Source organism: Pseudomonas sp. CGJS7 (genome assembly GCF_036961695.1).
Genome location: NZ_JBAMDI010000121.1, coordinates 18,098 through 34,394, shown reverse-complemented (window position 1 = coordinate 34,394; position 16,297 = coordinate 18,098). Strand labels below are relative to the sequence as shown.

Annotated in this window: 13 protein-coding genes; 3 read left to right on the top strand and 10 right to left on the bottom strand. The window is 67.0% G+C overall.

Annotated features, from left to right (window positions below; translation table 11 throughout):
* Window positions 1-200: 200 nt before the first annotated feature.
* The 6 genes from V7787_RS42350 to V7787_RS42325 form a co-directional block, all read right to left on the bottom strand.
* Window positions 201-1,661: a WS/DGAT/MGAT family O-acyltransferase gene (locus tag V7787_RS42350; RefSeq protein WP_336093590.1), complete on the bottom strand. Its 1,461-nt coding sequence runs from the start codon at window positions 1,659-1,661 to the stop codon at window positions 201-203.
* Between the two features lie 174 nt (window positions 1,662-1,835).
* The gene (locus tag V7787_RS42345; RefSeq protein ID WP_336093589.1) at window positions 1,836-3,266 is read right to left on the bottom strand and encodes a cryptochrome/photolyase family protein; all 1,431 of its coding nucleotides are present in this window, start codon (window positions 3,264-3,266) and stop codon (window positions 1,836-1,838) included.
* Window positions 3,267-3,475: 209 nt separating this feature from the next.
* Complete coding sequence (locus V7787_RS42340; RefSeq protein WP_336093588.1) at window positions 3,476-5,191, bottom strand: S8 family serine peptidase; 1,716 nt, start codon at window positions 5,189-5,191, stop codon at window positions 3,476-3,478.
* A 342-nt stretch (window positions 5,192-5,533) separates the two neighbouring features.
* On the bottom strand, window positions 5,534-7,213 hold the full coding sequence (locus V7787_RS42335) for a S8 family serine peptidase (protein ID WP_336093587.1): 1,680 nt from the start codon (window positions 7,211-7,213) through the stop codon (window positions 5,534-5,536).
* A gap of 239 nt (window positions 7,214-7,452) precedes the next feature.
* Window positions 7,453-8,544, bottom strand: a complete 1,092-nt coding sequence (gene alr / locus V7787_RS42330; protein ID WP_336093585.1) for an alanine racemase — start codon at window positions 8,542-8,544, stop codon at window positions 7,453-7,455.
* Window positions 8,545-8,947: 403 nt separating this feature from the next.
* Entirely contained in the window at window positions 8,948-9,292 is a 345-nt protein-coding gene (locus tag V7787_RS42325; protein WP_442965357.1) for a glycine zipper 2TM domain-containing protein, read from the bottom strand.
* Window positions 9,293-9,303: 11 nt separating this feature from the next.
* Here V7787_RS42325 and V7787_RS42320 point away from each other — a divergent pair, with 11 nt between their 5' ends.
* A complete protein-coding gene (locus V7787_RS42320; RefSeq protein ID WP_336093584.1) occupies window positions 9,304-10,377 on the top strand; it encodes a TSUP family transporter in 1,074 nt (357 codons plus the stop codon).
* Window positions 10,378-10,558: 181 nt separating this feature from the next.
* The gene (locus tag V7787_RS42315) at window positions 10,559-11,383 is read left to right on the top strand and encodes a hypothetical protein (protein WP_336093582.1); all 825 of its coding nucleotides are present in this window, start codon (window positions 10,559-10,561) and stop codon (window positions 11,381-11,383) included.
* Window positions 11,384-11,459: 76 nt separating this feature from the next.
* Here the strand turns inward: V7787_RS42315 and V7787_RS42310 are convergent, their stop codons facing one another.
* Complete coding sequence (locus V7787_RS42310; RefSeq protein WP_336093580.1) at window positions 11,460-11,897, bottom strand: Lcl C-terminal domain-containing protein; 438 nt, start codon at window positions 11,895-11,897, stop codon at window positions 11,460-11,462.
* A gap of 68 nt (window positions 11,898-11,965) precedes the next feature.
* The gene (locus V7787_RS42305) at window positions 11,966-12,634 is read right to left on the bottom strand and encodes a hypothetical protein (RefSeq protein WP_336093578.1); all 669 of its coding nucleotides are present in this window, start codon (window positions 12,632-12,634) and stop codon (window positions 11,966-11,968) included.
* A 275-nt stretch (window positions 12,635-12,909) separates the two neighbouring features.
* Between V7787_RS42305 and V7787_RS42300 the strand changes: the two genes are divergently transcribed.
* The gene (locus V7787_RS42300) at window positions 12,910-13,827 is read left to right on the top strand and encodes a rhodanese-like domain-containing protein (protein WP_336093577.1); all 918 of its coding nucleotides are present in this window, start codon (window positions 12,910-12,912) and stop codon (window positions 13,825-13,827) included.
* 91 nt (window positions 13,828-13,918) lie between these two features.
* Here V7787_RS42300 and V7787_RS42295 read toward each other — a convergent pair whose 3' ends face one another.
* Window positions 13,919-15,334 carry a replicative DNA helicase gene (locus V7787_RS42295; protein WP_336093576.1) on the bottom strand — a complete coding sequence of 472 codons (1,416 nt, stop codon included), beginning with the start codon at window positions 15,332-15,334 and terminating at the stop codon, window positions 13,919-13,921.
* A 374-nt stretch (window positions 15,335-15,708) separates the two neighbouring features.
* Window positions 15,709-16,161 carry a 50S ribosomal protein L9 gene (gene rplI / locus V7787_RS42290; RefSeq protein WP_336093575.1) on the bottom strand — a complete coding sequence of 151 codons (453 nt, stop codon included), beginning with the start codon at window positions 16,159-16,161 and terminating at the stop codon, window positions 15,709-15,711.
* Between the last annotated feature and the right edge of the window lie 136 nt (window positions 16,162-16,297).

Below are 16,297 nucleotides of genomic sequence, written 5' to 3'. Positions count from 1 at the left end.
AGTAAAGCGGAGCCCGCGTTCGCGGGAATGACGGTAGGTAAGTACGTCGGTACGGACGCATACGTGGCGATACGCGAGCGCTTCAGCCCAGACGCGAACGTGGCAAGACGCGAACGTGACGATAGCTGAGTGCCTCGGTTCGGACGCAGTCGCGACGGCTGAGGCCTGCCCTTCGAATCCGCGATCCCGAACCCCTACCCTCAAGCCATCAACGCATCCGCCCCTTGCGCATCCAAAGTCACATCCCAGTTGCCCATCAACGCCAGATACAACAGCTTGTCGAACTCCGCGCCGAACCGGCTGATGACTTCGTCCGGATCGGGGATCAACTTGCCGTCGGCGATCAGCCCGAAGTGGACCCGACCGTTGTAGCTGAGGATCGAGATGCCCACGCCGATCGAGCCGGTCTGCGGCACCCAGAACATCATTTCGTCCAGGCGGCTGCCGGCCAGGTACAGCGGCTGCTGCGGGCCGGGGACGTTGGTCGCCACCGCCGTGGCCTTGCGGCTGAACAGTTCCAGCGCCAGCCCCTGCACCTGCGCCGGGGCCATGCCAAGCGCAGCCAAAAGACCAAATGCAACAATGGCTTGTCGTGAATTCTTAAGATTATTCATGCATTCGGCGACACGTTCGACCCGGCGGATCGGGTTGTCCTCGCCGACCGGCAAGTCCAGGAACACCAAGCCGAAGTGGTTGCCGAGTTTGCGCGCGTGCTCGAGCGGACGCAGGTTGACCGGCACCGTCGCGCGCAGGGTCAGGCCGTCGACCTGGTCGCCGCGTTCGATCATGTAGCTGCGCAGGGCGCCGGCCGCGGTCGCCATCAGCACGTCGTTGACGGTGCAGTCGCAGGCGCGGCCGACCGCCTTGACCTCTTCCAGATCCAGCGGCTCGGCCCAGGCCACCCGCTTGGACACGCCGAGCTTGCCGCGCAGCATCGACGGCGGATCGTCCGGCAACGACAGCGCGTGCAGCAACTCGCGCGCGATCTCGCCGCCCTCCTTGGCCAGCATCGCCGCCAGGGTCGGGTCGCGGTACATCTCCATGCCCTTTTCCAGCGCGCGGCTGCCGAGCTTCATGTAGCGATCGACCGCGCCCACCCGCCGCGCCACCTCGGCGCCGTCCTGCTTGAGCCAGGCGTGCGGCAGATCGCTGCCCTTGGCCGGCTGGGCGGTGGTGTCGGTCAGCGACAACAGCACCTGGACCAGGGCGATGCCGTCGGCGTAGCTGTGGTGGATGCGCGCGACCAGGGCCGAGCCGCCGTTGTAGCGCTCGATCAAATGGAACTGCCACAACGGCCGGCTGGCATCGAGCGGGCTCGACGCGAGTTGGCTGACGAACCGCTCCAGCGCGCGTTTGCCGCCGCGTCCGGGCAGCGCGGTGTGCTGGACGTGCCAGTCCAGGTCCATGTCCTCGTCGGTCTGCCAGTACGCGCCGGCGGCGGTGTCGACCGCTTTCTGCCGGAACCGGCCGTAGGCCAGGAAGCGCTGTTTGACCACCCGCTTGAGCGCGTCCACCGACATCGGTTCGGAGAACATCAACACGCCGGTGATCATCATCGGATTGGTCGGACGTTCCATCCGCAACCAGGCCGTGTCGACCCGCGACATCGGTTCGCGGCGCGCGCGCTTGCGCGTGGTTGCTTCCGGTTTTGCGTTGGCCATGCGCCCTCCAAGCGTCTGCGGCGAGTGAATCACGCGCTTGCGAGCGGCGTCAACGCGCGCACCGGCACGGCAACCACGAACTGAGAAAGCCGAATCGAAAAGGCGCGAACACCCACGCCACCCACCCGCTATCGACGCCCCCCAGTTCCCCGCCCTTCCCCCAACCCCCAACCCCTAACCCCTGCTCCTGCGATACGCCTCCAACGCCGCATCGCGCCCCGCCCCCAGATCCACCAACGGCTGCGGCGGATAGTCCGGCGCGACCTTGCGTAACAGCTTGGGATCGCGCCACGGCGCGTGCCGCAGCGACGCCGGCAACGGTGCCAGTTCCGGTACCCAGCGCGCGATGTAGGCGCCGTCGGGGTCGAACTTCTCGGCCTGGGTCACCGGGTTGAACACCCGGAAATACGGCGCGGCGTCGGCGCCGGTGCCGGCGACCCATTGCCAGCCCAGACTGTTGTTGGCCAGATCCGCATCGACCAGGGTGTCCCAGAACCAGCGTGCGCCGTGACGCCAGTGATAGCGCAGATGCTTGGTGAGATAACTGGCCACGACCATGCGCACGCGGTTGTGCATCCAGCCGGTATGCCACAGCTCGCGCATGCCCGCATCGACGATCGGCACGCCGGTGCGGCCGTGTTGCCAGGCCTCCAGCTTGGGCTCGGACACCCGCGCCCAATCGAAATCGACGAAGCGCGGATTGAAGTTCTGCTCGGGCGTGTCGGGGAAGTGATGCAGCAGATGGTGAGCGAATTCGCGCCAGCCCAGTTCGCGGACCGCCGCGTCGATGTCGGCCGCGTTGCCGGCGTTGCGTTCGGCCTGCAACCCCGCGACCACGCGCCAGGGCGCGATCTCGCCGAAATGCAGATGTGGCGACAAGCGCGAGGTGCCGACCCGGTCGGGGCGGTCGCGCTGCACGCCGTAGCCGCGCAAAGCGCCGTCGATAAAGGTTTCCACGGCAGCGGCCGCGCCGGTTTCGCCGGGGGTCCAGTGCTCCCAGAATTCCCCGTCCCAATCCAGCCGCGGCGCCAGCTTGAGCGCCGCCAGCGGCACCCCCGCCGGCCCCTCGCGGCTGTCCGGCAACGATGCCGGCGCCTGCCACAGGCCGATCTCGCGCCAGTTGGCCAAGGCCGAGCGCCAGAACGGGGTGAACACCTTGAACGGACCGCCCTGCTTGGTCCGCAGCGTCCACGGTTCGAACATCAACGCGCTGTTGAAGCTCTCCGCCGCCACGCCCATGCGCCGCAGCGCCTGCTTGATCTTGGTGTCGCGCTTTTCCAGGTACGGCTCGTAGCGGCGGTTCCAGAACACCGCCTGGGCGTCGGTGGCCAGGATCAGCGATTGCAAGGTCGCAAGGCTGGGGCCGAAAAACCGGCGCAGGTGCGAGCCGCGCTTGCGCAACTGCGCATCGAGCGCCTCCAGCGAGCGGTGCCGCCACGCGTCGGAGGCGGCGCCCGGCCGCCAGGCGCCGTGTTCGTCGGGCGCGTGGATGTACACCGGCACCGGCGTGTAGCCGGCCTCCAGCGCCGCGCGCAGCGCCGGGTTGTCGTCCAGGCGCAGGTCGTTGCGGAACCAGACCAGGGCGAGAGGTTGGGCTTGGGGCATCGGGGCCGGCGCACGGGATGGGCACCCAGTATGCCGCCGCGACCGGCCGTGGAACGGTCTCGCCGATCCGCTCCTGGCCGTGCGGGCGGATCAGCGGCTGCATAAGCGCAATCGCCGCCTCCGGGGAGGAGACGGCGATTGCGGCTCGGGCGCCGGTCCAGCGGAGTCCGGCCCTAGCCGGACTCCGGATTCGCACGGCCCGATACGGCTTAAGGCTTGCGCTTGAGCTCTTCGATCGCGGCCTTGATCTGGACCAGACCATAGCCGGTGTTGTCGTCGCGCCCCGCCTTGTCGATGTCCTTCGCGGTGACCAGCAAGGCCTCACGCACCTGCGCCATGGTCGCGGTCGGCTTGGCGCTCCACACCACCGCGGCCGCGCCGGCCACGTGCGGCGAGGCCATCGAGGTGCCGCTCATGAGCGCATACGAACTGTCGTTGCTCAGCTTTATGCCGTTGACGGTGGCGACCTGCCCGACCATCCCCGCCAGCATGGCTTCGCCATCGGCCTTGGTGATGCCGACCACAGGAATGGTCGTGGCAACCACCTTACCGTTGGCGCCAACCAGCCCTACGTCTTCGAACGTGCCATCCACGTTGTTGTAGATCACTACGCCGAGCGCGCCGCCATTTTTCGCGTTATCGACCTTGAGCTTGAAAGTACCCTCGCCACGCTGGCAAAGCACGATCTTGTTCTTGAACGCCGCCTCCGATGTCTTGCACCTCCCTCCGTTGACCCATTCCGCACTGGCAACGGAAGCCGCCGATCCATCGAACGAACTGATCTGCAGGGTCGAGTTGCCGACCTGCAGCGGTTGGTTCGTCAGCAGCCCCAGGCTGAGCACGCTCACGCCCGGCGCGGCCAAATCGACCTCGCTGTTGAACTCGGAGAAATCGGCGCGCTGGTTTGCGGCATCAACCGCCGCCACCGACAGCACGCTGGGATAGGAGGCCGGATACAGGACCGGATTCGGTGCAGAGTTGCCGAAAAGCGAGGGCGCCCCGGTCAAGGCATAGTTGCCTGCTGCGGCGACCAGCAGCACGCCGCGATCGGCCGCTTTCTGCAACTCCTTCTGCTCGGTGGCGTTGGAAGAGGTACCGCCGAAACTCATGTTGATCACCTTGGCCCCGCCGGCCTCGCAACTCTTGACCGCTCCGACAACATCGGAAGCGTACGTCTTGCCGTTGCTATCCGTGTATTTCACGATGTGCAACGCGACCTTGCCGGGACTCACGCCGACCACACCCTTGCCGTTGTCGGCCGCGGCGACGGTGCCGGCAACGTGGGTGCCGTGGCCGTTGCCGTCCACGTACCAGTTGTCGCCGGAACTTCTCTCGGTGCCGGTGATCTCGACCCCAGCCAGGTCTTCATGGGTCCGCTTCAGGCCCGAATCGATCACGCAGACCTTGATCCCCGCGCCGGTCGCCGCGCCCGCGTCGATCGCGCCGTCGCCGTCGGCGTCCCAGGTCGCGCGGGCCTGGGTGTTGTCGATGCCGTAGGGCGTGGTCTGCCCCATCAGTTGGCGCTCCGGATCGATCTCGACCGACGCCACTGACGGATCCTTGCGCAAGTCCTCCAGCGCCGCGCGTGAAGGCAGGGTCAGCACCGCCTTGTTGAGCCCTTCGAAAAGATAGTGCTGCCGCGCCTGGCCGAACTTGCGCTGAGCCAGCCGCGCATTCACCCCGCGCACGTTGGCGTTCATGCGTTCGTGCGCCTGAGCCACCTGCGCGGCGATTTGGTCGAGCAGCGTTCGGGGATCGGTGGACAGCTTGGGCGCCGCGGCCGAGGTCTCTTTGAACTGCACCCACACCCGTTGTTCCGAAGCAGCCGCGCCGGTTCCGGACATCAATTGCGCTTGCGCCGATCCGGCCGCGCACATCGCGCCCAACGAGACACACAGCGCGCCTGCAAGTTTGTTCTGCTTCATCACAGCTTGTCCCCTGTATCGAGTGGAAAAGTCCGACCCGATCGGCGCGCCTGCATGGGCGCGGCTTCCGAGAGGGTCTTCCCCGAAACGATGCCGGGATCATCCATCCCCACCCGCGTTTTTGCTTTTCAGATGCGTCCCAACTCCATAGGGCATGCGATCTGTTCCGCATTCACATATACGAGTCACCGATTGGCTGTATCGCTCGCGCGACGCGGGGCCGCTTGCGCAGCGCGCGCGAATGCGACCGGCGATGCGCTCGTTTCGCATCGTGCTGATCCGTTGCCAAAAAAAACGGGAGCCCGAAGGCTCCCGTTGCAACGCGCACTGGATCAGGCGCGCTTACTTCGACTTCAACTCGGCGATCGCCGCCGGGATCTGGATCAGGCCCCAGCCGGTGTTGTCGTCGCGGCCGGCCGCGTCGATGTCGAGCGCGGTCGAATCGAGCGCATCGCGGACCTGCTGCGCGGTCGCGGTCGGCTTGGCGCTCCACACCACCGCCGCGGCGCCGGCCACGTGCGGGGTCGCCATCGAGGTGCCGCTCTTGAGGCCGTAAGCGCTGTTGCTGGCCGAAGGCGTGCCGTCGACGGTCATGGTCTGGCCGGCGAGTCCGGCGATGATCGCCTCGCCATCGGCCTTGCTGATGCCGACCACCGGCAAGGTGCTGTTGACGACCTTGTTGGTGCTCGGGTTCACCAGCGCGATGCCGGCGAAGGGCGTATCGACGTTGTTGTAGATCGCCACGCCCAACGCGCGCGCGGTCTGCGCCTTGTTGGCCTTTTCATAGAAGCTGATCGTGCCGCGCTGGCACAGCACGATCTTGTTGCGCCAGGTGGTCGAGGAGGTCTGGCACAGGCCGCCGTTGACCCAGCCGGCGCTGGCGGTGGTGCGCTTGCCGCCGTCGGCCGAGACGGTCTGGAAGCTGGAATTGCCGACCAGCAGCGGATCGCTCTGATCGGGCAAGGTGCTGAGGGTGTCCACGCCCGGCGCCGCCAGTTCGACCTTGGGCGTGAACTGCGAGAACGAAGCCTTGACGTTGGCCGAGTCGACCGCCGCCACCGACACCACGCTGGCGTAACCGGCCGGGTAGCTCTGCACGTTGTTGCCGTCGTTGCCGGCCGCGGCGATGCTGAGGATGCCCTTGTCGGCCAGGCGCTGGAACGTCGCCCGCTCGGTTTCCGAGGCGGCGCCGCCGCCCAGGCTCATGTTGATGACCTTGGCGCCGGCCGCTTCGCAGCTTTCGGCGGCGGCCACCAGGTTGGAGGAGAAGCTCATCGCGCACTGGGCGCTGCCGTTGTTGGTGCCCGGGCTGGTGCCGAAGATCTTGACGATGTGCAGCGACACCTTGCCGGGGCTGACCCCGACCACGCCGACGCCGTTGTTGGCCGCGGCGATGGTGCCGGCGACGTGGGTGCCGTGGCCGCAGGTGTCGACGTCCCACGCCGCCGCCGAGCCGGTGCCGCTGACCGCGCCGGTGATGGCGATGCCGGCGAAGTCTTCATGGTTCTTGTTGATGCCCGAGTCGATCACGCAGACCTTGATGCCCGCGCCGGTGGCGGCGCCGGTGTCGAGCACGCCGTTGCGGTCGGCGTCCCAGGTGTCGCGCGCCTTCACGCTGTCGATGCCGTAGGGCGTGGTTTGCGCCATCAGGTAGCGCGGCTGATCGATCTCGACCGATTCCACCTCCGGATTGTCGCGCAGGGCCTTGACCGCCTCGGCCGACGGCAGGGTCATCACCGCGGCGTTGAGGCGATCGAACTGGTAATGGACGATGGCGTCGCCGCCGCCGCGCAGTTGCGCGAGCTTGCTGCGCAGCGCCTTGACCCGCTGCCCCAGATTGGCGCTGGCCAGGCCCGCGCTGCGGGCATTGGCGCCGGCGGCGACGGGACCGGCGCCGGATTTGAACTTGACCCAGACGCGGTTCGGATCGCCAGCCGGCGCGGACTGCGCCGATACCGCGGCGGAAGCGATCATCGTCGCCAGACCCAGGCCCAGCGCGCACATCAACTTGCTCTGCTTCATCGAATCCCCGTTCGCAATAGGGGCCGGCTCCGGCTGGAGCGGCCGTCGGGTTTGTGGTCCCCGATGGAATTGCTAACGAGACGGCGAGCGCGCCTCCCTACCCGTTGATAGCGAGTTTTCTGAGTCGGCTGAACGTGGTTTTCCGCCTAAAGCACAGAGAAAACGTGCCTACAAGGTGGCGGAGCTGTTGTGCGCCGCCGATTTCATAACCCGCTTCACAGTGCGCGAACGCGCCGCGCTCAGGCCTCGACGAAACGCACCCGGCGGGTGATCGAACAGGTCAGCTCGTAGCCGATGGTGGCGGCGGCGTCGGCGATGCGCTCCACCGGCAGCTCCGGGCCCCACAGTTCCACCGGGTCGCCGACCTGGGCCGCGGGAATGCCGCGCAGATCGATGGTCATCAGATCCATCGACACCCGGCCGATCACCTGGGTGTCGTGCCCGGCCACCCGCACCGGCGTGCCCGAGGGCGCGGCGCGCGGGTAGCCGTCGCCGTAGCCGATCGCGGCCACGCCGATCAGCATGTCCTGCGGCGCCTGCCAGGTCGCGGCGTAGCCGACCCGTTCGCCCGCGCGCACCCGGTTCACCGCGATCAGCCGGGTCGACAAGGTCATCGCCGGACGCAGGCCGAAATCGGCGCCGGTGCGGCCTTCGACCACGCTGATGCCGTACAGCAGGCCGCCCGGACGGATCCAGTCGCCGTGCGAACTCGGCCAGCCCAGCACCGCGGCCGAGTTGGCCAGCGAACGCGCGCCGGCCAAACCCTCGGTGGCGGCGGCGAAGGCCTGCAACTGCTCGCGGGTCTGGCGGTGACCGGCGGAGTTGTCGTCGAATTCGTCGGAGCTGGCGAAGTGGTTCATCAGCACGATCCCGTCGGCGACGCTCGCGCACGCACTCAGGCGCGCATGCGCGTCGCGCACGTGTTCGGGCGCGAAGCCGAGCCGGTGCATACCGGTGTTGACCTTGAGCCAGCAGCGGATCGGCTCGCCCGGACCGGCTTGCTCGAGCATTTCGATCTGGCTGATGTGGTGGATCACGGTTTCCACGCCGAGCCGGCGCAGTTGCGGCAGGTCGTCGGCTTCGTCGAATCCCGACAGCAACACGATCGGCTGCGACAGCCCGGCCGCGCGCAGGCGGTCGGCGTCGGACAAGGCGGCGACGCCGAAGGCATCGGCGCCTTCCAGGGCGCGCGCCACGCGCTCCAGGCCGTGGCCGTAGCCGTCGGCCTTGACCACGGCCATGACCCGGCTGTGCGGCGCCAGGGCGCGGGCTTGGGCGAGGTTATGACGCAGCGCGTCGGTGTGGATGATTGCAGAGGTAGGGCGTGCCATGGCCGGCATTCTAGCCAGCGGCGCGCGTGCGCCGATGAGGCGAGTGTGAAGTCGGGGCGGTGTGCGCTTATGCGGCAAAGCTTGGGGTGGTGGTTTTAAGGGCAAGAGCAAATCCCCCCTGCCCCCCTTTTTCAAAGGGGGGAACAGCAACAGCAGGGCGATGCTTGGAATGCGGCGACTTTTTGCTGTCGCCCCTGTTAGCGAAGGGGGGAATAGCAACAGCGGGGCGATGCTTGGAATGCGGCGACTTTTGCCGTCGCCCCCTTTAGCAAAGGGGGCAGCGTTCGCGCAGCGAACGCGGGGGATTTGAGCCCGCAACCCGCGCGCCCCAAAGAAAAAGCCGCGCGTGCCAAGCACGCGCGGCCCTGTCGGCCGACACCTCGACGGCGCTAAGCCGCCTCGCTCAGTCGCAGCGGCGCTCGATCACCGTCTCGGTCTTGTTCTGCTGATTTTCCTGGATCTTGCGCCCGGCGAACGCACCGCCGACCGCACCGGCCGCGGTCGCCAGCTTCTTGCCGTTGCCGCCGCCGACCTGATTGCCGAGCAGGCCGCCGGCCACCGCGCCGATCGCCGTGCCGGCGATCTTGTGCTGGTCCTTGATCTGCTTGGGACGCTGCACCTGCACGTCATAGCAACGCGGAGCCTTGGACTTGCTCGACGACTTGTTGTTCTGCGCGCTCGCCGCGCCGGTCACCATGACGCAGGACATCACCGCGGCGGCGATCATGGATTTGATATTGGGCTTCATATAACTCACCGATGGAGTTGGAGGGCAAGGGCTACGATGCGCCGCGGCACGTCATCAAGGCGTCAAACCGGTGCCGGCCGCGCGGATCGCGAACGCAGGCTATCGCGCTTTGGCTGAACGGGCGCATTCGGGAAACCGGTTGCAGCGGCGAAAATTTCAGAGCGTGCGCGCAGTCAATAATTGCCCGACCGCGCCTGCCGAGCGTCGGCCGCGCCGCCCGGATCCACACTCGCTCCCGCGCGTCGATCGAGCTCGCGGGCGACATGCGATACTTCGCGTTGGCCACGATGTGTAGCGGTATGGAATTCGCTGTCGATACGGTTGCGCTGCTCATGGTCGTGGCATTCGTAGCAGGCGTGATCGACGCGCTCGCCGGCGGCGGCGGCCTGCTGACGATTCCGGCGCTGATGGCCGCGGGCATCCCGCCGGTCAACGCCATCGCCACCAACAAACTGCAAAGCAGCTTCGGCACCGCCAGCGCGGTCTACGCCTTCGCGCGCAAGGGCCGGATCGATTTCCGCCGATTCCGCAAACCCGCGTTGGCGGCCTTTCTCGGTTCCGCGCTCGGCGCCTGGGCGCTGCAACGCATCGACCCGGGATTCTTGCGCGGGCTGATCCCGGCGATGCTGATCGCCATGGTGATCTACTTTCTGCTCGCGCCCAAGGCCTCCGAAGAGGACCGCCACAGCTGGCTCGGCCCAACCGCGATGATCGCCCTGGTCGCCGCGATCGGTTTCTACGACGGCTTTTTCGGCCCCGGCACCGGCGCGTTCCTGACCACCGCCCTGGTCGCCCTGTTCGGCATGGGCCTGGTGTCGGCGACCGCGCACACCAAGCTGCTCAACCTGTCCAGCAACCTCGCCGCGCTGGCGATCCTGATCATCGGCGGCAAAGTGCTGTGGCTGGTCGGCTTGATGATGGCGGTATCGAGCATCGCCGGCGGCCAGGTCGGCGCCCGCCTGGCGCTGCGGATCGGCGGCAAGGCGATCCGGCCGTTGCTGGTGACGATGTCCCTGCTGCTCACCGCCAAACTGCTGGCCGAGCCGAGCAATCCGTTGACCCAGTGGGTGATGGAACGGATCTGAGGCCGGATCGGGCGTCGCGGTCGCGGCACCTCATACGCCGCAGCCGTTGGCCCCTCGTAGAGGCCCGCGCTTGCGTTTGCGCCGCCGACGCTGAAAGCTGGCGCCTGCCGGTGCGAAGCGATCGCCTCCAAGGGCCAGCCCTTCGCCAAATCCAGGGACGATGCTTACAAGGAAGATCGCGATGGAAACCAAGCTCTCGATGGCCTTCGCGGCGACGATCTGTCTGGCCCCCGGCTGCGCCGACCGTACCGCTCCGGCACCGACCCAGCCCACCACCGCGGCGATCGCGCTCGAGGCGGTCGACCCGGCGGTGGCATTCAAGGCCAGATTGGCGATGGGTCAACAATGTCCCAAGTACGACGGCCGCGACCATTCGTGTTTACTCGCGTCCGAGGCTGGCCGACTGGCATCGACGGCTGGCCGCGCGAGCCGCGACGGCAACGCGCTGTGCTTCAAAACCGATGCGGCCGCGCCGGTCTGCCTGCGCGACAGGCCCGCCGAAGGCCTGGACAGCGAACGCGATTACGACCACCACTGGTACCTCGGCCGTTTGTCCGCGCCGCCGCTCTACGTAGTGGAGCATTGGCGCTATGAGAACAGCGCGACGATCCTGATCGACGCGGTGAACGGCGCGATCAGCAGGGTCGCCGCGCCGCCGGTGGCCTCGCCCGACGGCGAACGGATCGCGGTCGCATCGACCCAACTCGACCCTAAGGCCGACTCGCAGGATCGGGTGGTTTATCGCCTGGCCGCGTCGCTGACGATCTATCGCTACCGCTACGGCATTGTGCACCAGGAGTTCGAAGTGAAGCCGGACGGAGATTGGGGCCCCGGGCAGCCGCGCTGGTTGAGCCCAAGCAGCGTGGAAGTGCCGGTGCAGCGGCTCGCAGGCGGTAACGAGCGCGGGGAACTGCAGGCGACCGGCGTGCGCCGCTACGAACTGATCGATGAGCGCTGGCGCGAACACATGCCGTCCGCGTCGAAGCCGGTCGCGGCGGCGAACTGATCGCCGGCGCGCGCCGTCCGCGCCGGATCGCCGCATCGACGGCGGGTTTCGTCCGGCGCTCCGCGCCGGACACGCATCAATCCTCGGCCCGCAGCGGCCGCACCGCGCGCACGTAACCGCCCAGGTAGTCGTCGGTAGCGGTGTAACTGGCCAGGCCGTTGCCGAACGACACGATCCATATCTTCGGCGGCGCAAAGGCCGTGCCGGTGCAGCTCCAGTACCAGTCCTGACGGGTGCCCGGAAACGCGACGGCATCGATGGCCGGTTCGGAGCAGGCTCGATCGGCCAGCGCGAACAATTGCTCGACCGTCGGCAAACGCCAATCCGAATGGCCGCCGAGCCGAAGCTCGGCGCACAGTTGCTGCGCCGTCGCGTAACCCACCTCGCGCGGGTTGAGCGTGGCTTGTGACCACATCAGTTCGAGCCGGGTATCGGTGACGGTGCCGTCGCGGTTGTCGATGAAACGCGCCGCGGCCAGGCGAACGCTTCGCGGCGAATCGGCCTGATTGCTCAATGCTCTCTCCCTGCCTAGTCAAACAAACGCCGCGAAATTCCCACCCCAGACATCGAGGCCGCGGCGAGCTAATCGAAGCAGTACTCGAAGTTGTGCTGATCGATCCGAACGCCGTTGAACTTCTTGATGAAGGACTCGGGCTTGCGCAGAAAACTCTCGTAGCGGTCTTGCCCGTGCGAGACCGCCAGCGCCAGCGCATCGTAGAGGCTGTCGTCGCCGCCGAGAAACAACTGCTGCCGCGCTTGCCGCTCCAGTTTCTCCACGGCTTTGTGCAAGTCGCGCCGCTTGCGCGCAGCGGTTCTGGCCAGCCATTTCACGTCCTGCAAACGGTAACGCTCGCGCAACGCCGATTTGGCCAGGGCGGCATAGTCGTTGTCCTTGCCCGCCTTGGGCCAGTCCAGCGCCGCGACCACCGCCCAAAAATCCTTCGGGTCGATCTTCTGCAGACGCGCCAGCAGTTTCTTGGCGCGCGGATCGGGCTGCGCGGCGCCTTCGGGCGCGGCGGCGCTTTTCTTAAGCAGATCGAGCACGGCCGGCTGGAGCAACGAAAACACCGTGCCCGGCCCGAGTTCTTTCAGGATCAGCCGGTACACGTCCTTTTTCGATCCCGCCTTGCGCAGGCCGAACAAGCGCCCCTTGATCAGGCTTGCCTGCTGACCTCGCGCGCTTTCGAGCAGATAGACGTCTTTCGCCTTGTACAGGTACCACTGGTAGGAAGCGCCCTTGAGAACCGTCATTCCATTGCCTCGCGCGTTGGGACATCGCTGAGTTTTGAGATCGGGCGGATCAGTGTCGCTAGCCGACCCTCGCCGGACTGCAGCATAAGTGCGCTTAAAGCGTGCCACTCGCTTAAGTGGCACTTTAACGCCGCCATCGATCGCCGCGACTGAGTTTATAGTGGCCGCTGATATTGACGGGCCGATGTTGGCCAATCGCGTCGACGCCCGCGTATGTCGGGCTCGATCCGAACGCCAGGACTCAGCCGCCCCCAGGCCCAAGGAGACTGGCCGCCATGACCGCACCCTCGCCCGCCCGCCAACGCATCGATGCGCTGCTGCGCGCCCATCGCCTGGTGCTGTTCATGCGCGGAACGCCCGACCGGCCCGAATTCGGCGCATCGATGCGAGCTTGGCAGGCGCTCGGCGCGCTGGGCCTGGAGCTGGGCCACGCCGACGTGGAGGCCGATCCGGAGCTGGGCGTGGACATCGAAAACAATCGCGCGCACTCGCCGATTCCGCGGCTGTATCTGGACGGAAAACTGCTGGCCAGCGGCGACAACGTCGAGCGCATGGTCAATACCGGCGAGGTCCACGCCGCCTTGGGACTGCCGGCGCCGGAACGTCGGCCGCCGGCGGTGCGGCTGACCGCGGCGGCCGCTAAGGCTTTTCGCGCGATCATCCGCAACAGTCCGCGCGGATCGGTGGCCGAGGTCGTGGTGGATCCGCAGTATTGCTGTTCTCTGGAGATCGAGCCGCGCAGACCCGACGCCATCCTCGCCGAGGTCGACGGCGTGCCGTTGCAGTTCGATCTGGCCAGCGCGCAGCGCGGCGATGGTTTGGAGATCCACTGGCAAGACGTCGAGCGCGGCCCGAGCGTGCTGTTCGAGCATCCGAAAGCGTCCGTGCCCGTGCCGGTGCGGGCGATGTCGCCCGCCCAGGCCGCTGCCGACGCGCGCGCCGGCAAGCTGACCATCGTCGACATCCGCTCAAGGCAAGAACGCGCGTCGGCCCCGCTGTCGGTGCCGTTCCTGCACATGGACGACGGCACCCACGAAATCCGCAACCTGCCCGCCGACGCGCCGTTGGCGGTGCTGTGCGAACGCGGCGTGCGCAGCGTTCACGCCGCCCAGCATTTCCACCAGATGGGGCACCTGGACGTCTACTACATCGAAGGCGGTTTCGAGGCCTGGAGCGGCCTCGCGAATGCGTAGACCCGCGTAGTGAGCCGTTGTCGAACGACCGCCGCCGTCGCGCTCGGTTGTTCCGCCCGCTTGGCGACCGCTCCGCCCAGTCCGGCCGGCGTTATTCGAAGCTGCCGACCGAATCGTGCGCGAGGTTGTCGAAGCGGGTGTATTCGCCGAAGAACTTCAGCTTGAGCGAGCCGGTCGGGCCGGAACGCTGCTTGCCGATGATGACCTCGGCCAGGCCTTTGTCCGGCGAGGTCTCTTTGTTGTAGTAGTCGTCGCGGTAAATGAAGATGATCACGTCCGCGTCCTGCTCGATAGCGCCGGATTCGCGCAAGTCGGCCATCACCGGGCGCTTGTCGGCGCGTTGCTCCAACGAGCGGTTGAGCTGCGACAGCGCGATCACCGGCAGGTTGAGTTCCTTGGCCAGATGCTTGAGCGAGCGCGAGATTTCCGAGATTTCGGTCGCGCGGTTTTCGCTGTTGCCCGGCACCGACATCAGCTGCAGGTAGTCGATCACGATCAGGCCCAGGTCGTGCTCGCGCTTGAGCCGGCGCGACTTGGCCCGCAGCACTTCCGGCGACAGGCCCGGGGTGTCGTCGATGAAGATCTTGACCTCGCGCAACTGCCGGATCGCGCCGGTGACGCGCGCCCAATCCTCGTCTTCCAACTGGCCCGAACGCAGCCGTTGCGCGTTGACCCGGCCGACCGAGGAGATCAGACGCAGGGCCAGCTGGCTGGCCGACATTTCCATCGAGAACACCGCCACCGCTTTCTTGGTGCGGAACGCGGCGTGCTCGGCGATGTTGAGGGCGAAGGTGGTCTTACCCATCGCCGGACGCGCGGCGAGAATCAGCAAGTCGGTGTTCTGCAGACCCGCGGTCATCTCATCGAATTCGGTGTAGCCGGTCGGAATGCCGGTGACCGCGCCGCCGTTGGCGTAACGGGTCTGCAGCACGTCGAAGGCTTCCGACAGCGCCTTGGTGACCGGGGTGAAGTCGGTGCGCCCGCGCGCGCCGGCTTCGGCGATCGCGAACACCTGCTGCTCGGCCTTGGCCAGGATCTCGCCGCTGTCGCGGCCGTCGGGCTGGAAACCGTCGTTGACGATCTCGGTGCCGACCTCGATCAGCTTGCGCATCACCGCCTTGTCGCGAACGATCTCGGCGTAGGCGGCGATGTTGGCGGCCGACGGCGTGGTCGTGGCCAACTCGATCAGATACGCGCCGCCGGCGACTTGTTCGCTGAGCCCCTGCGAATCGAACCACTCGCCCAGGGTCACCGCGTCGAACGGCCGGCTGCGTTCGGCCAGCTCGCGGATCGCGCGGTAGATCAGCTGGTGATCGCGGCGGTAGAAGTCTTCCTCGACGATCTGGTCGGCGACGCGGTCGTAAGCGTCGGGCGCCAGCATCAGGCCGCCGAGCACGGCCTGTTCGGCCTCGATCGACTGAGGCGGCACCCGCAGCTGATCGATGCGCTGCTCGGCGCGGGTCTCGAAACGTTTTTCGCCACGGAATCCGCCGGCACGTGCGCTCATCGGGGGGACGATCCTCGTCGGTTCGGCCGTTCTGTCGCGGCCTTGGTTCGGGGCGGTGCAGCCGCCGGATGCAGGGTCCGGCGTGGCGGACGGCCGGAGGGCCATCCTAGCGGCGCGGACCGGTTACCGGTTGCAGACAAGCCCGTGGAAAAGTTGTGGATAACTGGTGGGTAGATGTATGGGGGAGAAGCGTCTCAGGGGCTGAGACGGGAGCAGCAGTGAGCGCAGAGGAGCGAGAAGTGAGCGAATGCCCGCTTTTTCTCGCTCCTCACTCCTCTGCGCTCACTCCTCGCCCTGACTTCTCGCCCTGACTTCTCGCCCAAAACAAAGGGCGCCTCGCGGCGCCCTCCGTTCCTACCGCCAGCGGACAACGATCAGGCGGCTTCGCCGGCGACCGTGACCTTGACGGTGATTTCGACGTCGGCGTGCAGGTGGATCAGCACGTCGTACTCGCCGGTGCGGCGGATCGGGCCTTCGCCCATGATCACTTCCGACTTCTCGACCGGGTAGCCGGCCTTGGTCAGCGCCTCGGCGATATCGCGCGGGGTCACCGAACCGTACAGCTTGCCTTCGGTCGCGGCGTTGGCGTGGACGGTGACGGTCGCACCTTCCAGCTTGGCCTTGCGGCCTTCGGCGCCGTCGAGCTGGGCCTTGGCCTTGGCTTCGTACTCAGCGCGGCGGGTTTCGAACTCGGCCAGGTTGGTCGCGGTGGCCGGCACGGCCTTGCCCTGCGGAACCAGGAAGTTGCGGCCGTAGCCCGGCTTGACGTTGACCTTGTCGCCGAGGTTGCCGAGGTTGGTGACTTTCTGCAGGAGGATCAGTTGCATGGGATTGCTCCGTATTCGTTAGCGGGCCTGTAGGTCCGCAGCGGGATTCGCTGTCCGAAGAAGCCAGGAGTGAGATTGGAGGAGTGAGAAGTGAGTGAAAGCAAAAAGCGTTTCTCGTTTCTCACTCCTTGAAGGC

Bases quoted from the DNA above. Each gene is read 5' to 3' on its own strand.
- V7787_RS42350 (WP_336093590.1), bottom strand. From the start codon at position 1,661: ATGGCCAACGCAAAACCGGAAGCAACCACGCGCAAGCGCGCGCGCCGC.
- V7787_RS42345 (WP_336093589.1), bottom strand. From the start codon at position 3,266: ATGCCCCAAGCCCAACCTCTCGCCCTGGTCTGGTTCCGCAACGACCTG.
- V7787_RS42340 (WP_336093588.1), bottom strand. From the start codon at position 5,191: ATGAAGCAGAACAAACTTGCAGGCGCGCTGTGTGTCTCGTTGGGCGCG.
- V7787_RS42335 (WP_336093587.1), bottom strand. From the start codon at position 7,213: ATGAAGCAGAGCAAGTTGATGTGCGCGCTGGGCCTGGGTCTGGCGACG.
- alr (WP_336093585.1), bottom strand. From the start codon at position 8,544: ATGGCACGCCCTACCTCTGCAATCATCCACACCGACGCGCTGCGTCAT.
- V7787_RS42325 (WP_442965357.1), bottom strand. From the start codon at position 9,292: ATGAAGCCCAATATCAAATCCATGATCGCCGCCGCGGTGATGTCCTGC.
- V7787_RS42320 (WP_336093584.1), top strand. From the start codon at position 9,304: ATGGAGTTGGAGGGCAAGGGCTACGATGCGCCGCGGCACGTCATCAAG.
- V7787_RS42315 (WP_336093582.1), top strand. From the start codon at position 10,559: ATGGAAACCAAGCTCTCGATGGCCTTCGCGGCGACGATCTGTCTGGCC.
- V7787_RS42305 (WP_336093578.1), bottom strand. From the start codon at position 12,634: ATGACGGTTCTCAAGGGCGCTTCCTACCAGTGGTACCTGTACAAGGCG.
- V7787_RS42300 (WP_336093577.1), top strand. From the start codon at position 12,910: ATGACCGCACCCTCGCCCGCCCGCCAACGCATCGATGCGCTGCTGCGC.
- V7787_RS42295 (WP_336093576.1), bottom strand. From the start codon at position 15,334: ATGAGCGCACGTGCCGGCGGATTCCGTGGCGAAAAACGTTTCGAGACC.
- rplI (WP_336093575.1), bottom strand. From the start codon at position 16,161: ATGCAACTGATCCTCCTGCAGAAAGTCACCAACCTCGGCAACCTCGGC.